Below are 15721 nucleotides of genomic sequence, written 5' to 3'. Positions count from 1 at the left end.
CGGCGTGCCTACCACTGGCAGGGTCAGGATCGTACGTCCGGCGGCGGGCGTGGGGCGGCGATACTTGGGACGCATGGACCTCAGTGCCGAACTCAGTGAATTCCTCCGGTCCCGGCGGGCCCGGCTGAAGCCGCAGGACGTGGGGCTGCCCGAGTTCGGGCGGCACCGGCGGGTGCCGGGGCTGCGCCGGGAGGAGCTGGCACAGCTGGCCGGGGTGTCGGTGGCGTACTACACGCGCCTGGAACAGGGCAACGGCCGCAACGTGTCCATGGAGGTCCTGGACTCGATCGCGCGGGCGCTGCGGCTGAGCGACACCGAGCGAGCCCATCTGACGCACCTGGCGAAGCCCACGGTGAAGAAGCGGCAGCGGGCGGCGATCGCCCGGCCGCAGCGGGTGCGGCCGGGGGTGGCGCATCTGCTGGACGCGATGACGGAGGTGCCGGCGCTGCTGCTGGGGCGGCGCCTGGACATCCTGGCGTGGAACCGGATGGCGCGGGCGGTCTTCGGCGACCTGGAGACCTGGGAGCCGCGCGACCGGAACATGGCCCGGATGGTGTTCCTGGACCCGAACGCCCGGGACCTGTACGTGGAGTGGGAGTGCAAGGCCGTCGAGGTGGTGAGCGCGCTGCGGCTGTACGCGGGCTGCTACCCGGACGACCCGGAGCTGCTGGCCCTCGTCGGCGAACTGTCGGTGCGCAGTGAGGAGTTCCGCTCGTTGTGGGCGGCGCACACGGTGACCGACAAGGGGCACGGGACGAAGGTGCTGCGGCATCCGCTGGTGGGCGGGATGACGCTGTCGTACGAGTCGCTGAAGGTGGCGGGGGACGATCCGGACCTGATGCTCGTGACGTACCAGGCGGAGCCCGGTTCGGCGTCGGCGGACGCGCTGCGGCTGCTCGCGCAGTGGGGCGCGGAGGAGCCGGCGGGGGCCGTGCGGGAGTGAGGCGCGCGGGCGCGGGAACGGTGAAGGCCCCCTCCGGTGCGGAGGGGGCCTTCACCGTGGTGCGCGTGCGACGGGTCAGACGGCCGAGCCGGCCTTCCAGTCGGCCCAGCTCATGTTCCAGCCGTTGAGGCCGTTGTCGGGGGCGATCGTCTTGTCCTTGGAGTTCTTGACGATCACGACGTCACCGACGATGGAGCGGTCGTAGAACCAGGCGGCCATCTGGTTGGGGTCGCCGGCGCCCTTGACGTCGTTGAGGCCCACGCAGCCGTGGCTGGTGTTGGAGGAGCCGAAGATCGAGTCCGGGCCCCAGTAGTTGCCGTGGATGAAGGTGCCGGAGGTGGACAGCCGCATGGCGTGCGGCACGTCCTTGATGTCGTACTCGCCCTTGCCGTCGGAGTCGGTGAAGCCGACGGTGGCGCCGTTCATCCGGGTCTCCTTGAACTTCTCGGAGATCACCATCTGACCGTTGTAGGTCGGGTTCTCCGGGGAGCCGGCGGAGATCGGGATCGTCTTGACCGTCTTGCCGTCCTGGGTGACCGTCATCGTCTTGGTGGCGACGTCGACGGTGGAGACCTGGTTGCGGCCGATCTTGAAGGTGACCGTCTTCTGCTGGACGCCGTACACGCCCTCCGCGCCCTCGACGCCGTCGAGGTTCAGCTTGAGGGTCACGGTCGAACCCTCGGCCCAGTACTTCTCGGGCCGGAAGTCGAGCCGCTGGGAGTTGAACCAGTGGCCGACGACCTCCTGACCGGAGCTGGAGGAGACCGAGATGCCGCTCTGGACGGCCTTCTTGTCGCTGATCTCCTTGTTGAAGGTGATCGAGACCGGCATGCCGACACCGACGGTCGAGCCGGCCTCGGGGGTGAAGTTGCCGATGAAGCTGTTGGCCTTGGACACCGTGGTGAAGGAGGAGTTCTCGTGCGCCTCCAGGCCCTCCGCGTCCACGGCCGTCGCCGCGATCTTGTAGACCGTCGCGCGCTCCAGCTGCTCCGTGGGCTTCCAGCTCAGTCCGTCGGCCGCTATCTCGCCCTTGACCGCCTTGCCGTCCCCCGAGGTCATGGTGACCTCGGTGAGCTTGCCCTCGGCGACGGTGACCTTGGCGTCCTTGTTGATCGACGCGTTCTGGGCACCGCTCTCCGGGGAGATGGTGATCTGTGCCTTGGAGGTCTTCTGGGCAGCCGCCTCGTCGACCTGGGCCTGAGACTGTGGGGTCGTGGGAGCGGAGGCGCCGTCCTTGTCGCCGTCGTTGCACGCCGAGAGCACCAACACGCCGCTGAGCACCGCGGCCGCGGCCGCCAGGCTCCTGCGCCGCTTGCCGTCCGTCATCACACGCTTCTCCATCGTCGCCGATTCCCTGTCAACTCTGTAAAACCCGCCTCACACGCCGTCCGGTTCCCAAACCGGACGGGGTGTGGGGAACGCCACTGCTCCCCGCGGAACACCACGGAACACCACTGACCGACACGCGTCCGCGCGGCCCGCGGTTCCCCGCGCGGGCCGGGCGGCGGCGCCGGGGCACGGGAAGGCCCCGGGACGCCGTCCCGGGGCCTCTCGGTCGGTGCCCTCGCCCGCCTGGGCGGGCGCGGTCCCTCAGGGCCGGTCGTCGTCCTCATCGTCCCCATCTTCCCCGCCGAGGTCCCACTCCACGGCATCGGGGTCGTAGTCGATCTCCTCGCTGCTCCACGAGGCCTGGACCATCTCGATGCCGGGGACGTCGCGGATCAGGTCGAAGGGCTCGACCAGGTACGCGAGGGCCTCGGCGCTGTCCTCCCGCACCGCGGCCCGGGCGTGGACGCGCTCCTCCTCGGGCATGAACTCGTCGGCGTCGATCCGGCCCTCGGCGGCCTCGGTCAGCTCGGCGGGACCGTCGATCTCCAGGACGACGTCGACGCGAAGACGTACATAGCGTGCTGTCTCGGAAGTACTCATGGACCGGAGCGTAGGTCCGGGGGGCCTCGGCTTTCCCGCGACCCGCTGTGTTCACTAGCATCGGCGCACCGCCTCTTCCTCGGTTTCCGCAAGGGGGATCGACACTCCGTGTCCACCGCTCGACGCCCACTGCTGACCGCCACCGCCGCGGGGACGCTGCTCTGCGCCCTGTGGTTCGTGCCGTCCGCGAACGCCACCGACGACCGCGGCGGGAACGGGGTGCGGGTCGGCACCCACCACGAGAGTTCCGGGGCGGAGGGCGCGCGCCTGGCGGAGACCGGGGGGCTCGACACCGTGCCGTACGTCCTGGGCGGAACCGGGTTCCTGGGAGTGGGCGCCGGCTTCGTGGCACTGGCGATGCACCGGCGCGGCCGGGCGTCCTGAGCGGCGCCGCCGAGGCCGTCACCGTACGCCGAAGGGCCGCCCCCGGGGTCGGGGGCGGCCCTTCGTGTACGCGGGCGGCACGAGGCCCGGCCGGCCCGTAGGGGGTCAGGCCAGGGGGCCGGTCACGGCCTCGACGGCGGCGACGAGACGGCCCTCGCGGACGAAGGCGTCGGCGGCGGCCAGGTCGGGGGCCAGGAAGCGGTCCGGGCCGGGGCCCTGGACGCCGGCGGCGCGCAGGGCGTCGATGGCGGCACGCGAGGCGGGCGCCGGGGTGAGGCCCTCGCGGAGCTCGATGCCGCGGGTGGCGGCGTACAGCTCGACGGCGATGATCCGGTTGAGGTTGCCGATCGCGGTGCGCAGCTTGCGGGCGGCGGACCAGCCCATGGAGACGTGGTCCTCCTGCATGGCGGAGGACGGGATGGAGTCGGCGGAGGCCGGGACGGCGAGCCGCTTCATCTCGCTGACCAGGGCGGCCTGCGTGTACTGGGCGATCATCAGGCCCGAGTCGACACCGGCGTCCTCCGCGAGGAAGGGCGGCAGGCCGTGCGAGCGGTTCTTGTCGAGGAGCCGGTCGGTACGGCGCTCCGCGATGGAGCCGAGGTCGGCGGCGGCGATGGCGAGGAAGTCCAGGACGTACGCGACGGGGGCACCGTGGAAGTTGCCGTTGGAGCGGACCTGGCCGTCCTCCAGGACGACGGGGTTGTCGACGGCGGCGGCCAGCTCGCGCTCGGCGACGAGCCGGGCGTGGGCGAGGGTGTCGCGGCCCGCGCCGGCGACCTGCGGGGCGCAGCGGACCGAGTACGCGTCCTGGACGCGGGGCGCCTCGCCGGCCTGGAAGTGGCCGGTGAGACCGGAGCCCTTGAGGACGGCCAGCATGTTGGCGGCGGAGGCGGCCTGGCCGGGGTGGGGGCGGATGGAGTGCAGCTCGGGTTCGAGGACCTTCTCGGTGCCGAGGAGGGCTTCGAGGGAGAGGGCGGCGGTGACGTCGGCCGACTTGTAGAGGGTGTCGAGGTCGGCGAGGGCCATGATCAGCATGCCCAGCATGCCGTCGGTGCCGTTGAGGAGGGCGAGGCCCTCCTTCTCCTTGAGCTCCACGGGCGTGATGCCGTGCTCGGCGAGCAGCTCGCCCGCGGGGCGGACGGTGCCGTCGGGGCCCTCGGCGTCACCTTCGCCCATGAGGGCGAGGGCGCAGTGGGAGAGCGGCGCGAGGTCGCCGGAGCAGCCGAGGGAACCGTACTCGTGCACGACCGGGGTGATGCCCGCGTTGAGCACGTCGGCCATGGTCCGCGCGACCTCGGGGCGGACGCCGGTGCGGCCGGAGGCGACGGTCTTCAGCCGCAGGAACATCAGGGCGCGTACGACCTCGCGCTCCACGCGCGGGCCCATGCCGGCGGCGTGCGAGCGGACGATGTTGCGCTGGAGCTGGGCGCGGAGCTCCTGGCTGATGTGGCGGGTGGCGAGCGCGCCGAATCCGGTGGAGACCCCGTAGACGGGCTCGGGCTTGGCGGCGAGCGCGTCCACGACGGCGCGGGAGGCGGCGAGCGCCTGCACGGCCTCGGGCGACAGCTCGACGCGGGCGCCGTGACGGGCGACGTCGATGACGTCCTGCGGGGTCGTGCCGGACGTGCCGAGGACGACTGTCTGCATATCCATATTCAGCACCCTACGGATTGAAGACCGACATGTCACTAGGCGATGTGTCACGACCCGGCAGCGGCCGGGGTCCTTACCGGCGGGCCGTGAGCGGGGCGGCCCGCCGGGCCGCGCGACACCCCACCGCGGGCACCCTCACGCCTGCTCGGGCGGCCCTTCGGGCGGCAGGTCGAGCGTCGGGGCGTCGCGGAAGCGGCGGCGGTCGCGGGAGGGCGACGGGGTGTCCGCGAGGCGGATGACCGTGCCGTCGCGGCCCGCCACGACCGGCTTGGCGGAGCGGGCCGCCTTGGCCCGGTACTGGGCCGCGTCCGCGAGGCGGAAGAGGCGGCGGGCGGACTTGAGCGGGCCGATGGGGTCCCCGGTGGACGCCACCCCGCAGGCCACTCCCTCGCCCAGCTCCAGCTCCGCCGCCCGCACGCACAGCTCCTCGGCGACCGCGACCACCTCGTCCGCCGTCGGGCCGACCGTCAGCAGGCAGAACTCGTCGCCGCCGAGCCGGGCCGCCAGCGCGCCCGGGAGCCGGGCGCCGCAGCGGGAGAGGACGGAACCGAAGCGTTCGAGGAGCCGGTCGCCGACCGCGTGGCCGTGGGTGTCGTTGACCCGCTTGAGGCCGTTGAGGTCGCAGACCATCAGGCTGACGACGGAACCGTCCGCCCGGTAGCGCTCGATGGCCTCGTCCAGACGGGTGTCGACGGCGCGCCGGTTGGCGAGGCCGGTGAGCGGGTCGGTGAAGGCGAGTTTCCGCACCTCCTCCAGCCGCTCCGCCTGGGCGACCCCGGCCGCGACGACCGCCGCGAGGACGGTCGCGAAGTCCGCGTCCGCCCGGACGAAAGGTTTCGCCCCGGCGGGCCGGGCGACGTACAGCTCCCCCCACGCCCGCCCGTGCAGCACGATCGGCGCGACGACGCAGCTGCCCCGGCCGCGCCGGCGCAGGCCGAGGACCCGGCTGGTCGGGAGGGGGTCGTCGGCGGTCTCCACCCAGGAGTCCGGCTCGCCCCCGCCCGCCCAGCGCGCGTGCAGGAACTCGGTGATCTCCGGGAACTGATGGACGGGATACGTCTCCGAGTCCGGGAACTCCTCCTCGCCCTCGGCCCGCTCCCCCGCGTTCACCAGGACCTTCAGCCGGCCGTGGTCCCGTTCCCAGACCGACAGCGCGGCGAAGGTCCCGTCGAGCCCGTCGCCGGCGCCGAGCGCCGCCGCCCTCCAGAACTCCCGTGGAGTGTGCGCCGCGGCCATGCCCTGCGCCAGCGCCACCACGGCCCGCAGCCGCACGTCCTCACCCATTCCTCCAGCTTAGGGAGGTTTGACCCGATTTCCCCTTCGAGGCGTCACGGAAAGTGACCTTTCCCGGTCACCGGGAGGCCGGGAGGGGGGCGGAGATCAGCGGATCATCGGACCGGCGGGCGTGGCGCGACCGGATGCCCGCCGGGAACGGTCCGCGGGGCGGACGCCGTCACTCCCCGGGCCACTGCGGCTTCCGCTTCTCGTTGAACGCCGCCACACCCTCCGCCCGGTCGCCCGAGAAGGCGACCGAACGCCAGGCCGCGTCCTCGACCTCCAGGCCGGCCCGCAGGTCGAGACCGTGACCGAGCCGCATCGCCTTCTTCGCGGCCCGCAGGCCGACCGGCGAGTTCGCCGCCATCCGGCCCGCCAGTTCGAGCGCGGCCGTCCGCGCGTCCTCCGCCAGCACGTCGACCAGGCCCAGCTCGCGCGCCTCGGCCGCCTCCACCCGGCGGGCGGTGAAGACCAGTTCGGCGGCGCGCGCCGCGCCCACCCGGCGGGGCAGCAGCTGCGTACCGCCGCCGCCGGGGATGACGCCCACGGAGACCTCGGGCAGGCCGACGACGGCGGTGGCGTCGGCCACGATCACGTCGCAGGCGAGGGCGAGCTCGTAGCCGCCGCCCAGGGCGAAGCCGTGCACGGCGGCGACGGTCGGCATCGGCAGGTCGAGCACGCCCGTGTACGCGGCGCGGGCCGTCGGGCGCTGGCGGACGAGTTCGGCGTCGGTGAAGGAGTTCCGCTCCTTCAGGTCGGCGCCGACGCAGAAGGCCCGGTCGTGGGAGGAGGTCAGGACGGTGACCCGCGCGGAGGCGTCGGCGGCGAGCGCCTCGCAGGCGGCGGCGAGGGAGCGGGCCATCTCGGAGGAGACCGCGTTCATCGCCTTGGGCCGGTCGAGGACGAGCTCCGCCACGTGCCCGTCCCGCCGGACCACCACGAACTCACCAAAACGCTGCTCGGACTGCTCGGACTGAGCGGACATGCTGAGGCCCTCCCGGTTAACGACGGTTCACCGGGATCCTAGGTCGGACGGCGGCTCAGGAGCCAGGGTTCGATCATGCCGAGGCCGCGCACCGGGCGCTGCCACATCGGCTGGAGGGCGAACCGGTACGCGGCGGCCTTGCGGCCCTCCTTCTCGGCGCGGGCGGCCTCCTCCGCCGCCTCCGCCTCGGAGACGGGCGCCTCGCCGGTCCTGGTCAGTTCCTCGGCGAGGGCGCTGTCGACCAGGACGGCGTCCTTCGGCGCTATCGAGGTGAGGCGGCTGGCCAGGTTCACGGTGGTGCCGAAGACGTCGCCCATGCGGGTCGTCACGGTGCCGAAGGCGATGCCGACGCGCAGGGCCGGCATGGTCTCGTCGTGGCTGAGGGTCTCGATGAGCCGCAGGGCGATCTCGGCGGCGATGCCGGCGTCGTCCGCCGCGTACAGCACCTCGTCGCCGAGGGTCTTGATGAGCCGGCCGCCGTGCGCGGCGACGAGGTCGGCGCAGGTGGTCTCGAAGGCCTCGACCAGTTCGCCGAGCTCGGCCTCCTCCAGACGCCGGGTGAGGCGGGTGAAGCCGACCAGGTCCGCGAAGCCGACGGCGAGCCGGCGGTCGACCATCTCCTCGTCGTCCTGCGCCTGCACGACCCGTCCCGTGGCGGCGGCGAGCTGGCGCCGCCAGACGTAGATGAGGAACTCCTCCAGCTCGGGCAGGAGCAGCTCCACCAGGGGGTACGTGACCTCGGTGCGGGTCATGCCGGGCTCGGGCGGCTCGGTGAGGTCCTCCAGGAAGGAGTCGATCTGCCACTCCGCGAGCCGGGCGGTGGTCTGTCCGGTGGAGCGGGCCACCTGGACGGCCATCGGCTCGCTCAGCAGCCCGGCCTCGACCAGACCCGCCAGGCGGCGCAGGGCGAGCACGTCGGCCTCGGTGAGCGCCTTGGCCTGGCCGATGTCCGCGAAGCCCATCGCGCGCCAGAAGCGGGAGGCCAGCTCCATGGAGACGCCGGCCGTGCGGGCGGCCTGGAAGGGGGTGTAGCGGCGGTCGGCGCCGAGGATGAGCTGTTCGAGGCGGATGGCGAGGGGGTCGTCGGACGGCTCTGCCGTGTGGTCGACGGCATGGTGGGGGGTGGGGTAGGTGGGCTGCTCGGGCGGCTCGGCCCCGCCGTCCGAGTTCTCGTCGTCGACGGTCACCGGCCGCCTCCTGCCCGTTCCCTGCCCACTTGCCCTGCCGATCTGTCGCCTGGATCGCGCTCCACGATACGACAGGTGTGGGCTGGCTCACGCCCGAACCGCCCCCGGCCCCCCGACCGGGCCCTTCCGGAGGAGTGCCCGCCGCCGCCCAGGTCAGGCGGCGGAACGCGTACGGAACCCGGCGCGGGACGGCGGCCCGGGGCCCCGTACGCGCGCGCGTGCGTCGGGCCCGGGCCCCGTACGGCCCCGGGCGGCCGTGACCGGGCGCCCCTACCGCGCCCCCGGCCCGCGCACCGATCCGGCGAGCGCGTCAGGCCGTCGCGCGGACGTGGACGATGTCGCCCGCGCCGACCGCCTCGGTGCCGCCGCCCTCCGTCGCCACGACGAGGCGGCCGTCGTCGTCGAGGGCGATGGCCTCGCCCTCCAGCACCCGTTCGCCGGGGAGGTCGGCGCGGACGCGGCGGCCGAGGGTGGCGCAGCCGGCCGTGTAGGCCGCCTGGAGGCCGGAGGCCTCGGGGTCGCCGCCTGCCTGGACCCAGTCGCCGTACCACTGGGCGAGGGAGCGCAGGACGGCCCGCAGGAGGGTGTCGCGGTCGGTGGAGATCGCGTCGGCGAGGAGGAGGGACCCGGCGGTGGGGACGGGCAGTTCCTGCTCACGGAGGGTGACGTTGATGCCCAGTCCGATGACGACGCCGTCGGCGCCCGCCCGCTCGGCGAGGATGCCACCGGTCTTGCGCTCCTCCCCTCCGACGGAAACCAGCAGGTCGTTGGGCCATTTGAGGGACAGGTCGACGCCGGCCGCCCGGCCGAGACCGGAGGCGGCGGCCACGCCGGTGAGGAGCGGGAGCCAGCCCCACCGCTCGGCGGGCACGCCGGGCTTGAGGAGGACCGAGAGGAACAGCCCGGAGCGGGCGGGCGCCGACCAGGTGCGGTCGAGACGGCCGCGGCCGTGGGTCTGCTCCTCGGCGACGAGCACCGCGCCCTCGGGCAGTTCGCCGGCGCGGGCGGCGAGGTCGCTGTTGGTCGAGCCGGTGGTGGCGACCACGTCGAGCGAGGTCCAGAGCCCGCCGGGGAGCACGAGCGCGCGGCGCAGGGAGGTGGCGTTCAGGGGCGGCCTGTCGAGGTCGGACCAGGGTCCGCCGGAGCCTTGGGAGGACGTCATGCAAGCCAGACTAGGTGTGGCAAAGACCGCACTGCGCGGCCGTATCGGCGCCGATACGCTACGGGTCAGTAGGCCAGCAGTAGCCCATTCGTAGTCAACGAACCCCCCGTGACCAGGCAGGGAGCCGCATCCCGATGTCCGAGCCGGCAGAGCAGTACGAGATCGACATTCACACGACCGCGGGCAAGATCGCGGACCTCAAGCGCCGTATCGACGAGGCCACCCACGCCGGCTCGGAGCGCGCGGTGGAGAAGCAGCACGCGAAGGGGAAGCTGACCGCGCGGGAGCGCATCGCGCTGCTCCTGGACGAGGGCTCCTTCGTCGAGCTGGACGAGCTGGCCCGTCACCGGTCCACCAACTTCGGCCTGGAGAAGAACCGTCCGTACGGTGACGGCGTCGTCACCGGCTACGGCACGGTCGACGGCCGTCCGGTCGCCGTGTTCTCGCAGGACTTCACGGTCTTCGGCGGCGCGCTCGGCGAGACGTACGGCCAGAAGATCATCAAGGTCATGGACTTCGCCCTGAAGACGGGCTGCCCGGTCATCGGCATCAACGACTCCGGTGGCGCGCGCATCCAGGAGGGCGTGAGCGCGCTCGGCATGTACGGCGAGATCTTCCGCCGCAACACGCACGCCTCGGGCGTCATCCCGCAGATCTCGCTGATCGTCGGCCCCTGCGCGGGCGGCGCGGTGTACTCCCCCGCGATCACCGACTTCACGGTGATGGTCGACCGGACGTCGCACATGTTCATCACCGGGCCGGACGTCATCAAGACGGTCACGGGTGAGGACGTCGGCTTCGAGGAGCTGGGCGGCGCCCGCACCCACAACACCACCTCGGGCGTGGCGCACCACCTGTCGGGTGACGAGAAGGACGCGGTCGAGTACGTCAAGCAGCTGCTGTCGTACCTGCCGTCGAACAACCTGTCGGAGCCGCCCGCCTTCCCGGAGACGGCCGACACCGAGGTGAGCGACGAGGACCGCGAGCTGGACACGCTCATCCCGGACTCGGCGAACCAGCCGTACGACATGCACACGGTCATCGAGCACGTCGTGGACGACGGCGAGTTCCTGGAGACGCAGGCGCTGTTCGCGCCGAACATCCTCACCGGCTTCGGCCGGGTCGAGGGCTTCCCGGTCGGTGTCGTCGCCAACCAGCCGATGCAGTTCGCCGGCTGTCTGGACATCAACGCCTCGGAGAAGGCGGCCCGCTTCGTCCGCACCTGCGACGCCTTCAACATCCCGGTCCTGACCTTCGTGGACGTCCCGGGCTTCCTGCCGGGCGTGGACCAGGAGTACGGCGGCATCATCCGGCGCGGTGCGAAGCTCATCTACGCGTACGCCGAGGCGACCGTGCCGCTGATCACGGTCATCACGCGGAAGGCCTTCGGCGGCGCCTACGACGTCATGGGCTCCAAGCACCTCGGCGCGGACCTCAACCTGGCGTGGCCGACGGCGCAGATCGCCGTCATGGGCGCGCAGGGCGCGGTGAACATCCTGCACCGGCGGACGATCGAGGCCGCCAAGGACGAGGACGAGGCGGCGGAGGTGCGCGCCCGGCTCATCCAGGAGTACGAGGACACGCTGCTCAACCCGTACACGGCGGCCGAGCGCGGGTACATCGACGGGGTGATCCTGCCGTCGGACACGCGGTCGCAGATCGTGAAGGGGCTGCGTCAGCTGCGCACCAAGCGGGAATCCCTGCCTCCGAAGAAGCACGGCAACATCCCGCTCTAGGCTCCGGGAGGACCCACAGATGATCAAGGTCGTACGAGGAAATCCCACGCCGGAGGAGCTGGCCGCCGCCCTGGCGGTGGTCCAGGCGCGGGCCGCCGCCGTCGCGGCGGCCGCCGAGGGCACCGACCCGGCCGTGCCGGAGGGCTGGTCGGACCCGTCCCGCATCGCGCGTTCGGTACGGCACCGGCCCGGGCCGCGCGCCTGGGCGCGGTCCTACTGGCCCGTCTGAACCCCGTCCCGCCCCGGCGGTGAGCGACGAGAAGGCCGGACTCCCCCCGGGGGGGTCCGGCCTTCTCCGTGCCCGCGGCGGGTTCACGTACGGCGGAGGAAGAGGCCCGCGAGCACGGCTCCGACGGCGACGATCGCGGCGTTGACGAGGACCGCGAGGCCGATGCCGTCGAGGAGGACGGGGGCGGTGACGACGACCGCGCTCATGATCGGCGTGCCCATGGTGATGCCGATCTGCTGGGTCATGGTGGCGAGGCCGGTCGCCATGCCCTGCTCCTCGTCGGGGAGGCCGGAGGTGGCGGTGACCATGAACCCGACGATGGCGAGCATGTTGCCGACGCCGCCCGCGAAGGTCGCGGCGAGGAGCAGCCACAGTCCGTCGCGGCCCTCGCCGAGGCCGAAGAGGGCGAGGGTCGCGGCGGCCTGGAGGAGTCCGCCGGTGACGAGGGCGGAGCGGGCCCCGAAGCGGCCGATGAAGCGGGAGGCGAGGACTCCGCCGAGGATCGTGCCGGCGCCGAGGACGCCGAAGGAGAGGCCGGCGGCGAGCGGGGAGAAGCCCAGGACGTCCTGGAGGTAGAGGGTCATCAGGAAGACCAGGGAGGTCTCGGTGACGAAGGCGATCAGCCCGGCGAGGTTGCCCCAGACGACGGTCCGGCGGCGCAGCACGCGCAGGGGGACGAGGGGGGCGGCGGCCCGCCGCTCGACCAGTCCGAAGAGGGCGAGGAGTACGGCTCCGGCGGCGAGGGCGGCCAGCGCGGTGGGGTCGGTCCAGCCGTGTTCGCCGGCGACCGTCAGGCCGTAGACGAGGGCGAGGAGGCCGCCGGTGACGGTGACGGCGCCGGGGAGGTCGAGGCGGGGCCGGCCGGCCGGGCGGCTCTCGCGCAGGACGGCGGGGGCGACAAGGACGACGGCGAGGGCGACGGGCACGTTGATGAAGAACGCCCAGCGCCAGGAGAGCAGGTCGGTGAGGACGCCACCGAGAATCGCGCCGGTCGTGAAGCCCGCCGACATCAGGGCTCCGTTGAGGCCGAGGGCGCGGGCGCGCAGCGGCCCCTCGGGGAAGGAGGCCGTGAGCAGGGAGAGCCCGGCGGGGGTGACGGCGGCGGTGGCGAGGCCCTGGGCGACGCGGGCGGCCATCAGCATCTCGGGGCCGGTGGCGAGGCCGCCGACGAGCGAGGAGACGCCGAGCAGGGCCATGCCGCCGAGGAAGACGCGACGGCGGCCGACGAGATCGGCGATGCGCCCGAAGAGGAGCGTGAAGCCGGCGGCGGCGAGCGCGAAGGCGGTGGCGATCCACTGGAGGCCGCCGAGGCTGAAGCCGAGGCCCTGGCCGATCACGGGGAGGGCCACGTTCAGGATCGAGAAGTCGACGGCCAGCATGAACTGGGCGAGGAGGAGGACGACCAGGACGAGCCGCATGCGGCCGGTCATGCGGGTGGGGGCGGGTTCCGCCGGGCCGGTGCGGGTGGAGGCGGGGCCCGCGGGAACGGGACCGGTGGAGGTGGGTCCGGTGGACGACGTGGGGAGATCCAGGGCAGCCATGCGTACGACCCCTTAATGGGAAGCGAGTTCCGTTAAGATGTCCCGTACCGTAGCAGAGCCGAAGGCCTTAATGGAACAGGAGACCCGTTTGACTGAGACCCGGCCGGCCTCGCCCGGCACTCAGCGCCCCGGCGGCCGTACCGCCAAGGTCCGCAGGGCCGTCCTCGACGCCACCCGCGACGCGCTCGCCGAGACCGGCTTCCACACCCTCCAGATGGACCGCGTCGCCGCCGACGCGGGCGTCGGCAAGACGACCGTCTACCGGCGCTGGGGCTCTCCCGCGGGTCTGGTCACCGACCTCCTCCACGACATGGCCGAGCAGTCCCTGCCCGCCTCCGACACCGGCAGCCTGGCGGGCGACCTGCGCGCCAACGCCGCCCTCGTACGCGAGACCCTCACGGACCCGCGCATGGGCGCCGTCTTCCGCGCGGTCATCGCCGCCGCCTCCTGCGACGAGGAGTGCGCCCGCGCGCTGGCGGGCTTCTACCGGACCCGGCTCGCCGAATGGGCCCCGGTCGTCGTCCGGGGCGTCGAGCGCGGCGAGGCCCCGGCCGGAACCGACCCCACGGAGCTGCTGCGGGCGGTCTCGGCCCCGCTCTACTACCGCTTCGCGGTCACCGGGGAGGAGGTCACACCCGCCGTGGCCGAACGGGCGGTGGCGGCGGCCCTCGCGGCGGCGCGGGCGGGGGTGTTCGTCCACGTGTAGTCCCCGGTAGTCACCCGGGACCGGGACGGCTGAGTATCCGTACTCAGGCGTTCCGGCCCTCCCCGGCCGGAGGATCGGACCATGCTGTGGTCCGACCCCAAGAACCAGCCGCCGAAGTTCATGCGCGAGATGCAGGCCATGCTCCGCCGGGCGGGCGTGCTGCTCGCCCTGGCGATGGTCGTGGCCATGTTCGCGGTGAGCGCCCGGTGACGACGGGGGCGGGGGCGGGGCGCGAATGACGGCGGGGCGCGAGTGGCGCACCGGTCGGCGCCGGGGGCGTACGCGGGGGTACACGGGCGCGCGCACGCCTGCCGGCCGCACCACGCGTCCCGCCGGCCGGCTGAACGGCCACAGGAGCGCGTCGGCCCCCGTGAGCGCACGTCAGGCGCCCGGGCTTCCCGGCCGATTAGGCTGGGGACCATGACTGCTGAGCTTCGCCGTGTCGTCCTCGCCTCCGCCTCCCCCGCCCGGCTCGGGCTGCTCCGACAGGCCGGGCTCGCCCCCGAGGTCATCGTGAGCGGGGTCGACGAGGACAAGGTCCGGGCCCCCACCCCGGCCGAGCTCGCGCTCACGCTCGCGGAGGCGAAGGCCGCCCATGTGGCCGCCCGGCCCGAGGTGTTCGGCGCGCTCGTCATCGGCTGCGACTCGGTCCTGGAGCTGGACGGGCAGGCCCTCGGCAAGCCGGCCGACGCCGAGGAGGCCACCGCGCGCTGGAAGGCGATGCGCGGCCGGGTGGGCGTCCTCCAGACGGGTCACTGCGTGTACGACACGGCCGCCAAGCGCTTCGAGTCGGCGACGGCCTCCACCGTGGTCCGGTTCGGCGAACCGACGGACGAGGAGATCGCGGCGTACGTGGCGAGCGGCGAACCGCTGCACGTGGCAGGCGCGTTCACCCTGGACGGGCGCTCGGCGCCGTTCATCGAGGGCGTCGACGGGGACCCCGGCAACGTGATCGGCCTGTCGCTGCCGCTGCTCCGCCGGCTCCTCGCGAAGCTGGACGTGCGGATCACCGACCTCTGGGCCTGACGCTCAGGCCCCTGCCGGAGCCGCCGGTTCCGGCCCCGGCTCCGGCGCGGGGCGGCCCGCCGGCACGGCCGCCCCGCCCGGTGCCTGTGGCGTCCCGGGGGCGTCGGCCTCCTTCCCGTACGCCACCAGGGTGAGGACGATCAGCCCGACCACCAGCATCAGGAGGGCGAAGGCGCCCCAGCCGATCAGGCCGACGGCGACCGCGCCGAGGAGGGCGTGCACGATCGCGCAGCCGATGAGCAGGCCCCGGCCGAAGCGGCCGGGACGGCGGTCACGAACGCCCGCGAGCAGGGCGACAAGGGCGCAGGCGGCGAGCGCGACGCCGGAGCCGATCCCGAGGGCCCAGGTGCCGGTGACCATGGCGTCCGGGTCGAGTCCGTCGAGGGACATCGACTGGGCCTCGACGAAACGGGCCATGACGGCGTTCAGGAGGACGATGCCGGGCGCTTCGGCGAGCAGCACCGCCGCCGTCACGAGAGCTATCGGTCTGCGGGCCACCTCGGCCACCCCCTGGATTCGCCTGTTACCGGCAGTACGAACGACGACGCGAAGGCTACTGGCCGGTAAAACGCTGGACAAGGGTTCGTACGTCAACGCCCGGGGGCGGACGGCCCGGCAAAGAATCCCGCGGGCGTTCGTAGAGACCCCACAAAGAAACCCGAATGGCCACTGGTCGGGGGAACAGAGACCTGCGCCACACCTCGGAGCTACTGTCTCGTAAAGGAACCCTGCGTACCGTGGTGCGACAAGGGATTTCACGACCCCAGCACGCCTCGAATCACGCTCCGTGTGGGCAAGCTCACCACTGGGGACGGGTCGAAAGGCCGTGTCGGCAGTCCCTAAACTCAGCTTGTTTCAAGGAGGGAGCCATCGTGCGCAAGGTGCTCATCGCCAACCGTGGCGAAATCGCTGTCCGTGTCGCCCGGGCGTGCCGGGATGCCGGTATCGGCAGCGTGGCCGTGTAT

The 15721-nt window shown here is 73.0% G+C and carries 17 protein-coding genes; 8 read left to right on the top strand and 9 right to left on the bottom strand.

Annotation, left to right across the window (positions count from 1 at the left end):
• Positions 1-73 precede the first annotated feature (73 nt).
• Entirely contained in the window at positions 74-943 is an 870-nt protein-coding gene (locus tag ABTY40_RS24545) for a helix-turn-helix domain-containing protein (protein WP_352061502.1), read from the top strand.
• A 75-nt stretch (positions 944-1018) separates the two neighbouring features.
• On the opposite strand, the gene ABTY40_RS24540 is transcribed toward ABTY40_RS24545, so the two are convergent.
• Positions 1019-2284 carry a L,D-transpeptidase gene (locus ABTY40_RS24540; RefSeq protein ID WP_345285098.1) on the bottom strand — a complete coding sequence of 422 codons (1266 nt, stop codon included), beginning with the start codon at positions 2282-2284 and terminating at the stop codon, positions 1019-1021.
• A gap of 249 nt (positions 2285-2533) precedes the next feature.
• Positions 2534-2872 carry a hypothetical protein gene (locus ABTY40_RS24535; RefSeq protein ID WP_352061501.1) on the bottom strand — a complete coding sequence of 113 codons (339 nt, stop codon included), beginning with the start codon at positions 2870-2872 and terminating at the stop codon, positions 2534-2536.
• 108 nt (positions 2873-2980) lie between these two features.
• On the opposite strand from ABTY40_RS24535, the gene ABTY40_RS24530 reads away from it, so the two are divergent.
• Positions 2981-3256, top strand: coding sequence for a hypothetical protein (locus ABTY40_RS24530; RefSeq protein WP_352061500.1), 276 nt, complete (start codon positions 2981-2983; stop codon positions 3254-3256).
• Positions 3257-3361: 105 nt separating this feature from the next.
• On the opposite strand, the gene hutH is transcribed toward ABTY40_RS24530, so the two are convergent.
• The 5 genes from hutH to ABTY40_RS24505 all read right to left on the bottom strand — a co-directional run bounded on the left by hutH (position 3362) and on the right by ABTY40_RS24505 (position 9518).
• On the bottom strand, positions 3362-4903 hold the full coding sequence (gene hutH / locus ABTY40_RS24525) for a histidine ammonia-lyase (RefSeq protein WP_352061572.1): 1542 nt from the start codon (positions 4901-4903) through the stop codon (positions 3362-3364).
• 141 nt (positions 4904-5044) lie between these two features.
• Positions 5045-6193 (bottom strand): GGDEF domain-containing protein, encoded by a 1149-nt coding sequence (locus ABTY40_RS24520; protein WP_352061499.1) that lies wholly within the window; start codon positions 6191-6193, stop codon positions 5045-5047.
• Positions 6194-6362: 169 nt separating this feature from the next.
• On the bottom strand, positions 6363-7169 hold the full coding sequence (locus ABTY40_RS24515) for an enoyl-CoA hydratase/isomerase family protein (protein ID WP_352061498.1): 807 nt from the start codon (positions 7167-7169) through the stop codon (positions 6363-6365).
• 38 nt (positions 7170-7207) lie between these two features.
• Positions 7208-8356, bottom strand: a complete 1149-nt coding sequence (locus ABTY40_RS24510) for an adenylate/guanylate cyclase domain-containing protein (RefSeq protein ID WP_345285107.1) — start codon at positions 8354-8356, stop codon at positions 7208-7210.
• 310 nt (positions 8357-8666) lie between these two features.
• Positions 8667-9518 (bottom strand): biotin--[acetyl-CoA-carboxylase] ligase, encoded by an 852-nt coding sequence (locus ABTY40_RS24505; RefSeq protein WP_352061497.1) that lies wholly within the window; start codon positions 9516-9518, stop codon positions 8667-8669.
• 134 nt (positions 9519-9652) lie between these two features.
• Here ABTY40_RS24505 and ABTY40_RS24500 point away from each other — a divergent pair, with 134 nt between their 5' ends.
• Both ABTY40_RS24500 and ABTY40_RS24495 read left to right on the top strand, forming a co-directional pair.
• Complete coding sequence (locus ABTY40_RS24500) at positions 9653-11254, top strand: acyl-CoA carboxylase subunit beta (RefSeq protein WP_352061496.1); 1602 nt, start codon at positions 9653-9655, stop codon at positions 11252-11254.
• 19 nt (positions 11255-11273) lie between these two features.
• Entirely contained in the window at positions 11274-11483 is a 210-nt protein-coding gene (locus ABTY40_RS24495; protein ID WP_345285112.1) for an acyl-CoA carboxylase subunit epsilon, read from the top strand.
• A gap of 83 nt (positions 11484-11566) precedes the next feature.
• On the opposite strand, the gene ABTY40_RS24490 is transcribed toward ABTY40_RS24495, so the two are convergent.
• The gene (locus tag ABTY40_RS24490) at positions 11567-13024 is read right to left on the bottom strand and encodes an MFS transporter (protein WP_502990665.1); all 1458 of its coding nucleotides are present in this window, start codon (positions 13022-13024) and stop codon (positions 11567-11569) included.
• Between the two features lie 70 nt (positions 13025-13094).
• Between ABTY40_RS24490 and ABTY40_RS24485 the strand changes: the two genes are divergently transcribed.
• From ABTY40_RS24485 to ABTY40_RS24475, 3 genes are all read left to right on the top strand, one after another.
• Positions 13095-13730, top strand: a complete 636-nt coding sequence (locus tag ABTY40_RS24485) for a TetR/AcrR family transcriptional regulator (protein ID WP_352061495.1) — start codon at positions 13095-13097, stop codon at positions 13728-13730.
• An 81-nt stretch (positions 13731-13811) separates the two neighbouring features.
• Complete coding sequence (gene mmpB, locus ABTY40_RS24480; RefSeq protein WP_309051851.1) at positions 13812-13940, top strand: morphogenic membrane protein MmpB; 129 nt, start codon at positions 13812-13814, stop codon at positions 13938-13940.
• Between the two features lie 210 nt (positions 13941-14150).
• Positions 14151-14756 carry a Maf family protein gene (locus ABTY40_RS24475; RefSeq protein ID WP_352061494.1) on the top strand — a complete coding sequence of 202 codons (606 nt, stop codon included), beginning with the start codon at positions 14151-14153 and terminating at the stop codon, positions 14754-14756.
• A 3-nt stretch (positions 14757-14759) separates the two neighbouring features.
• Here ABTY40_RS24475 and ABTY40_RS24470 read toward each other — a convergent pair whose 3' ends face one another.
• Positions 14760-15254 carry a hypothetical protein gene (locus ABTY40_RS24470; protein ID WP_502990664.1) on the bottom strand — a complete coding sequence of 165 codons (495 nt, stop codon included), beginning with the start codon at positions 15252-15254 and terminating at the stop codon, positions 14760-14762.
• A gap of 374 nt (positions 15255-15628) precedes the next feature.
• On the opposite strand from ABTY40_RS24470, the gene ABTY40_RS24465 reads away from it, so the two are divergent.
• The coding region (locus tag ABTY40_RS24465) for a biotin carboxylase N-terminal domain-containing protein (RefSeq protein WP_351219746.1) at positions 15629-15721 on the top strand (93 nt) is incomplete at its 3' end.

The sequence above is a fragment of the Streptomyces sp. NPDC126503 genome, from assembly GCF_040302405.1.
GTDB lineage: Bacteria > Actinomycetota > Actinomycetes > Streptomycetales > Streptomycetaceae > Streptomyces > Streptomyces gulbargensis.
Note: the sequence above shows the minus strand (reverse complement) of the source record. Positions and strands in the feature narration are given on the sequence as shown.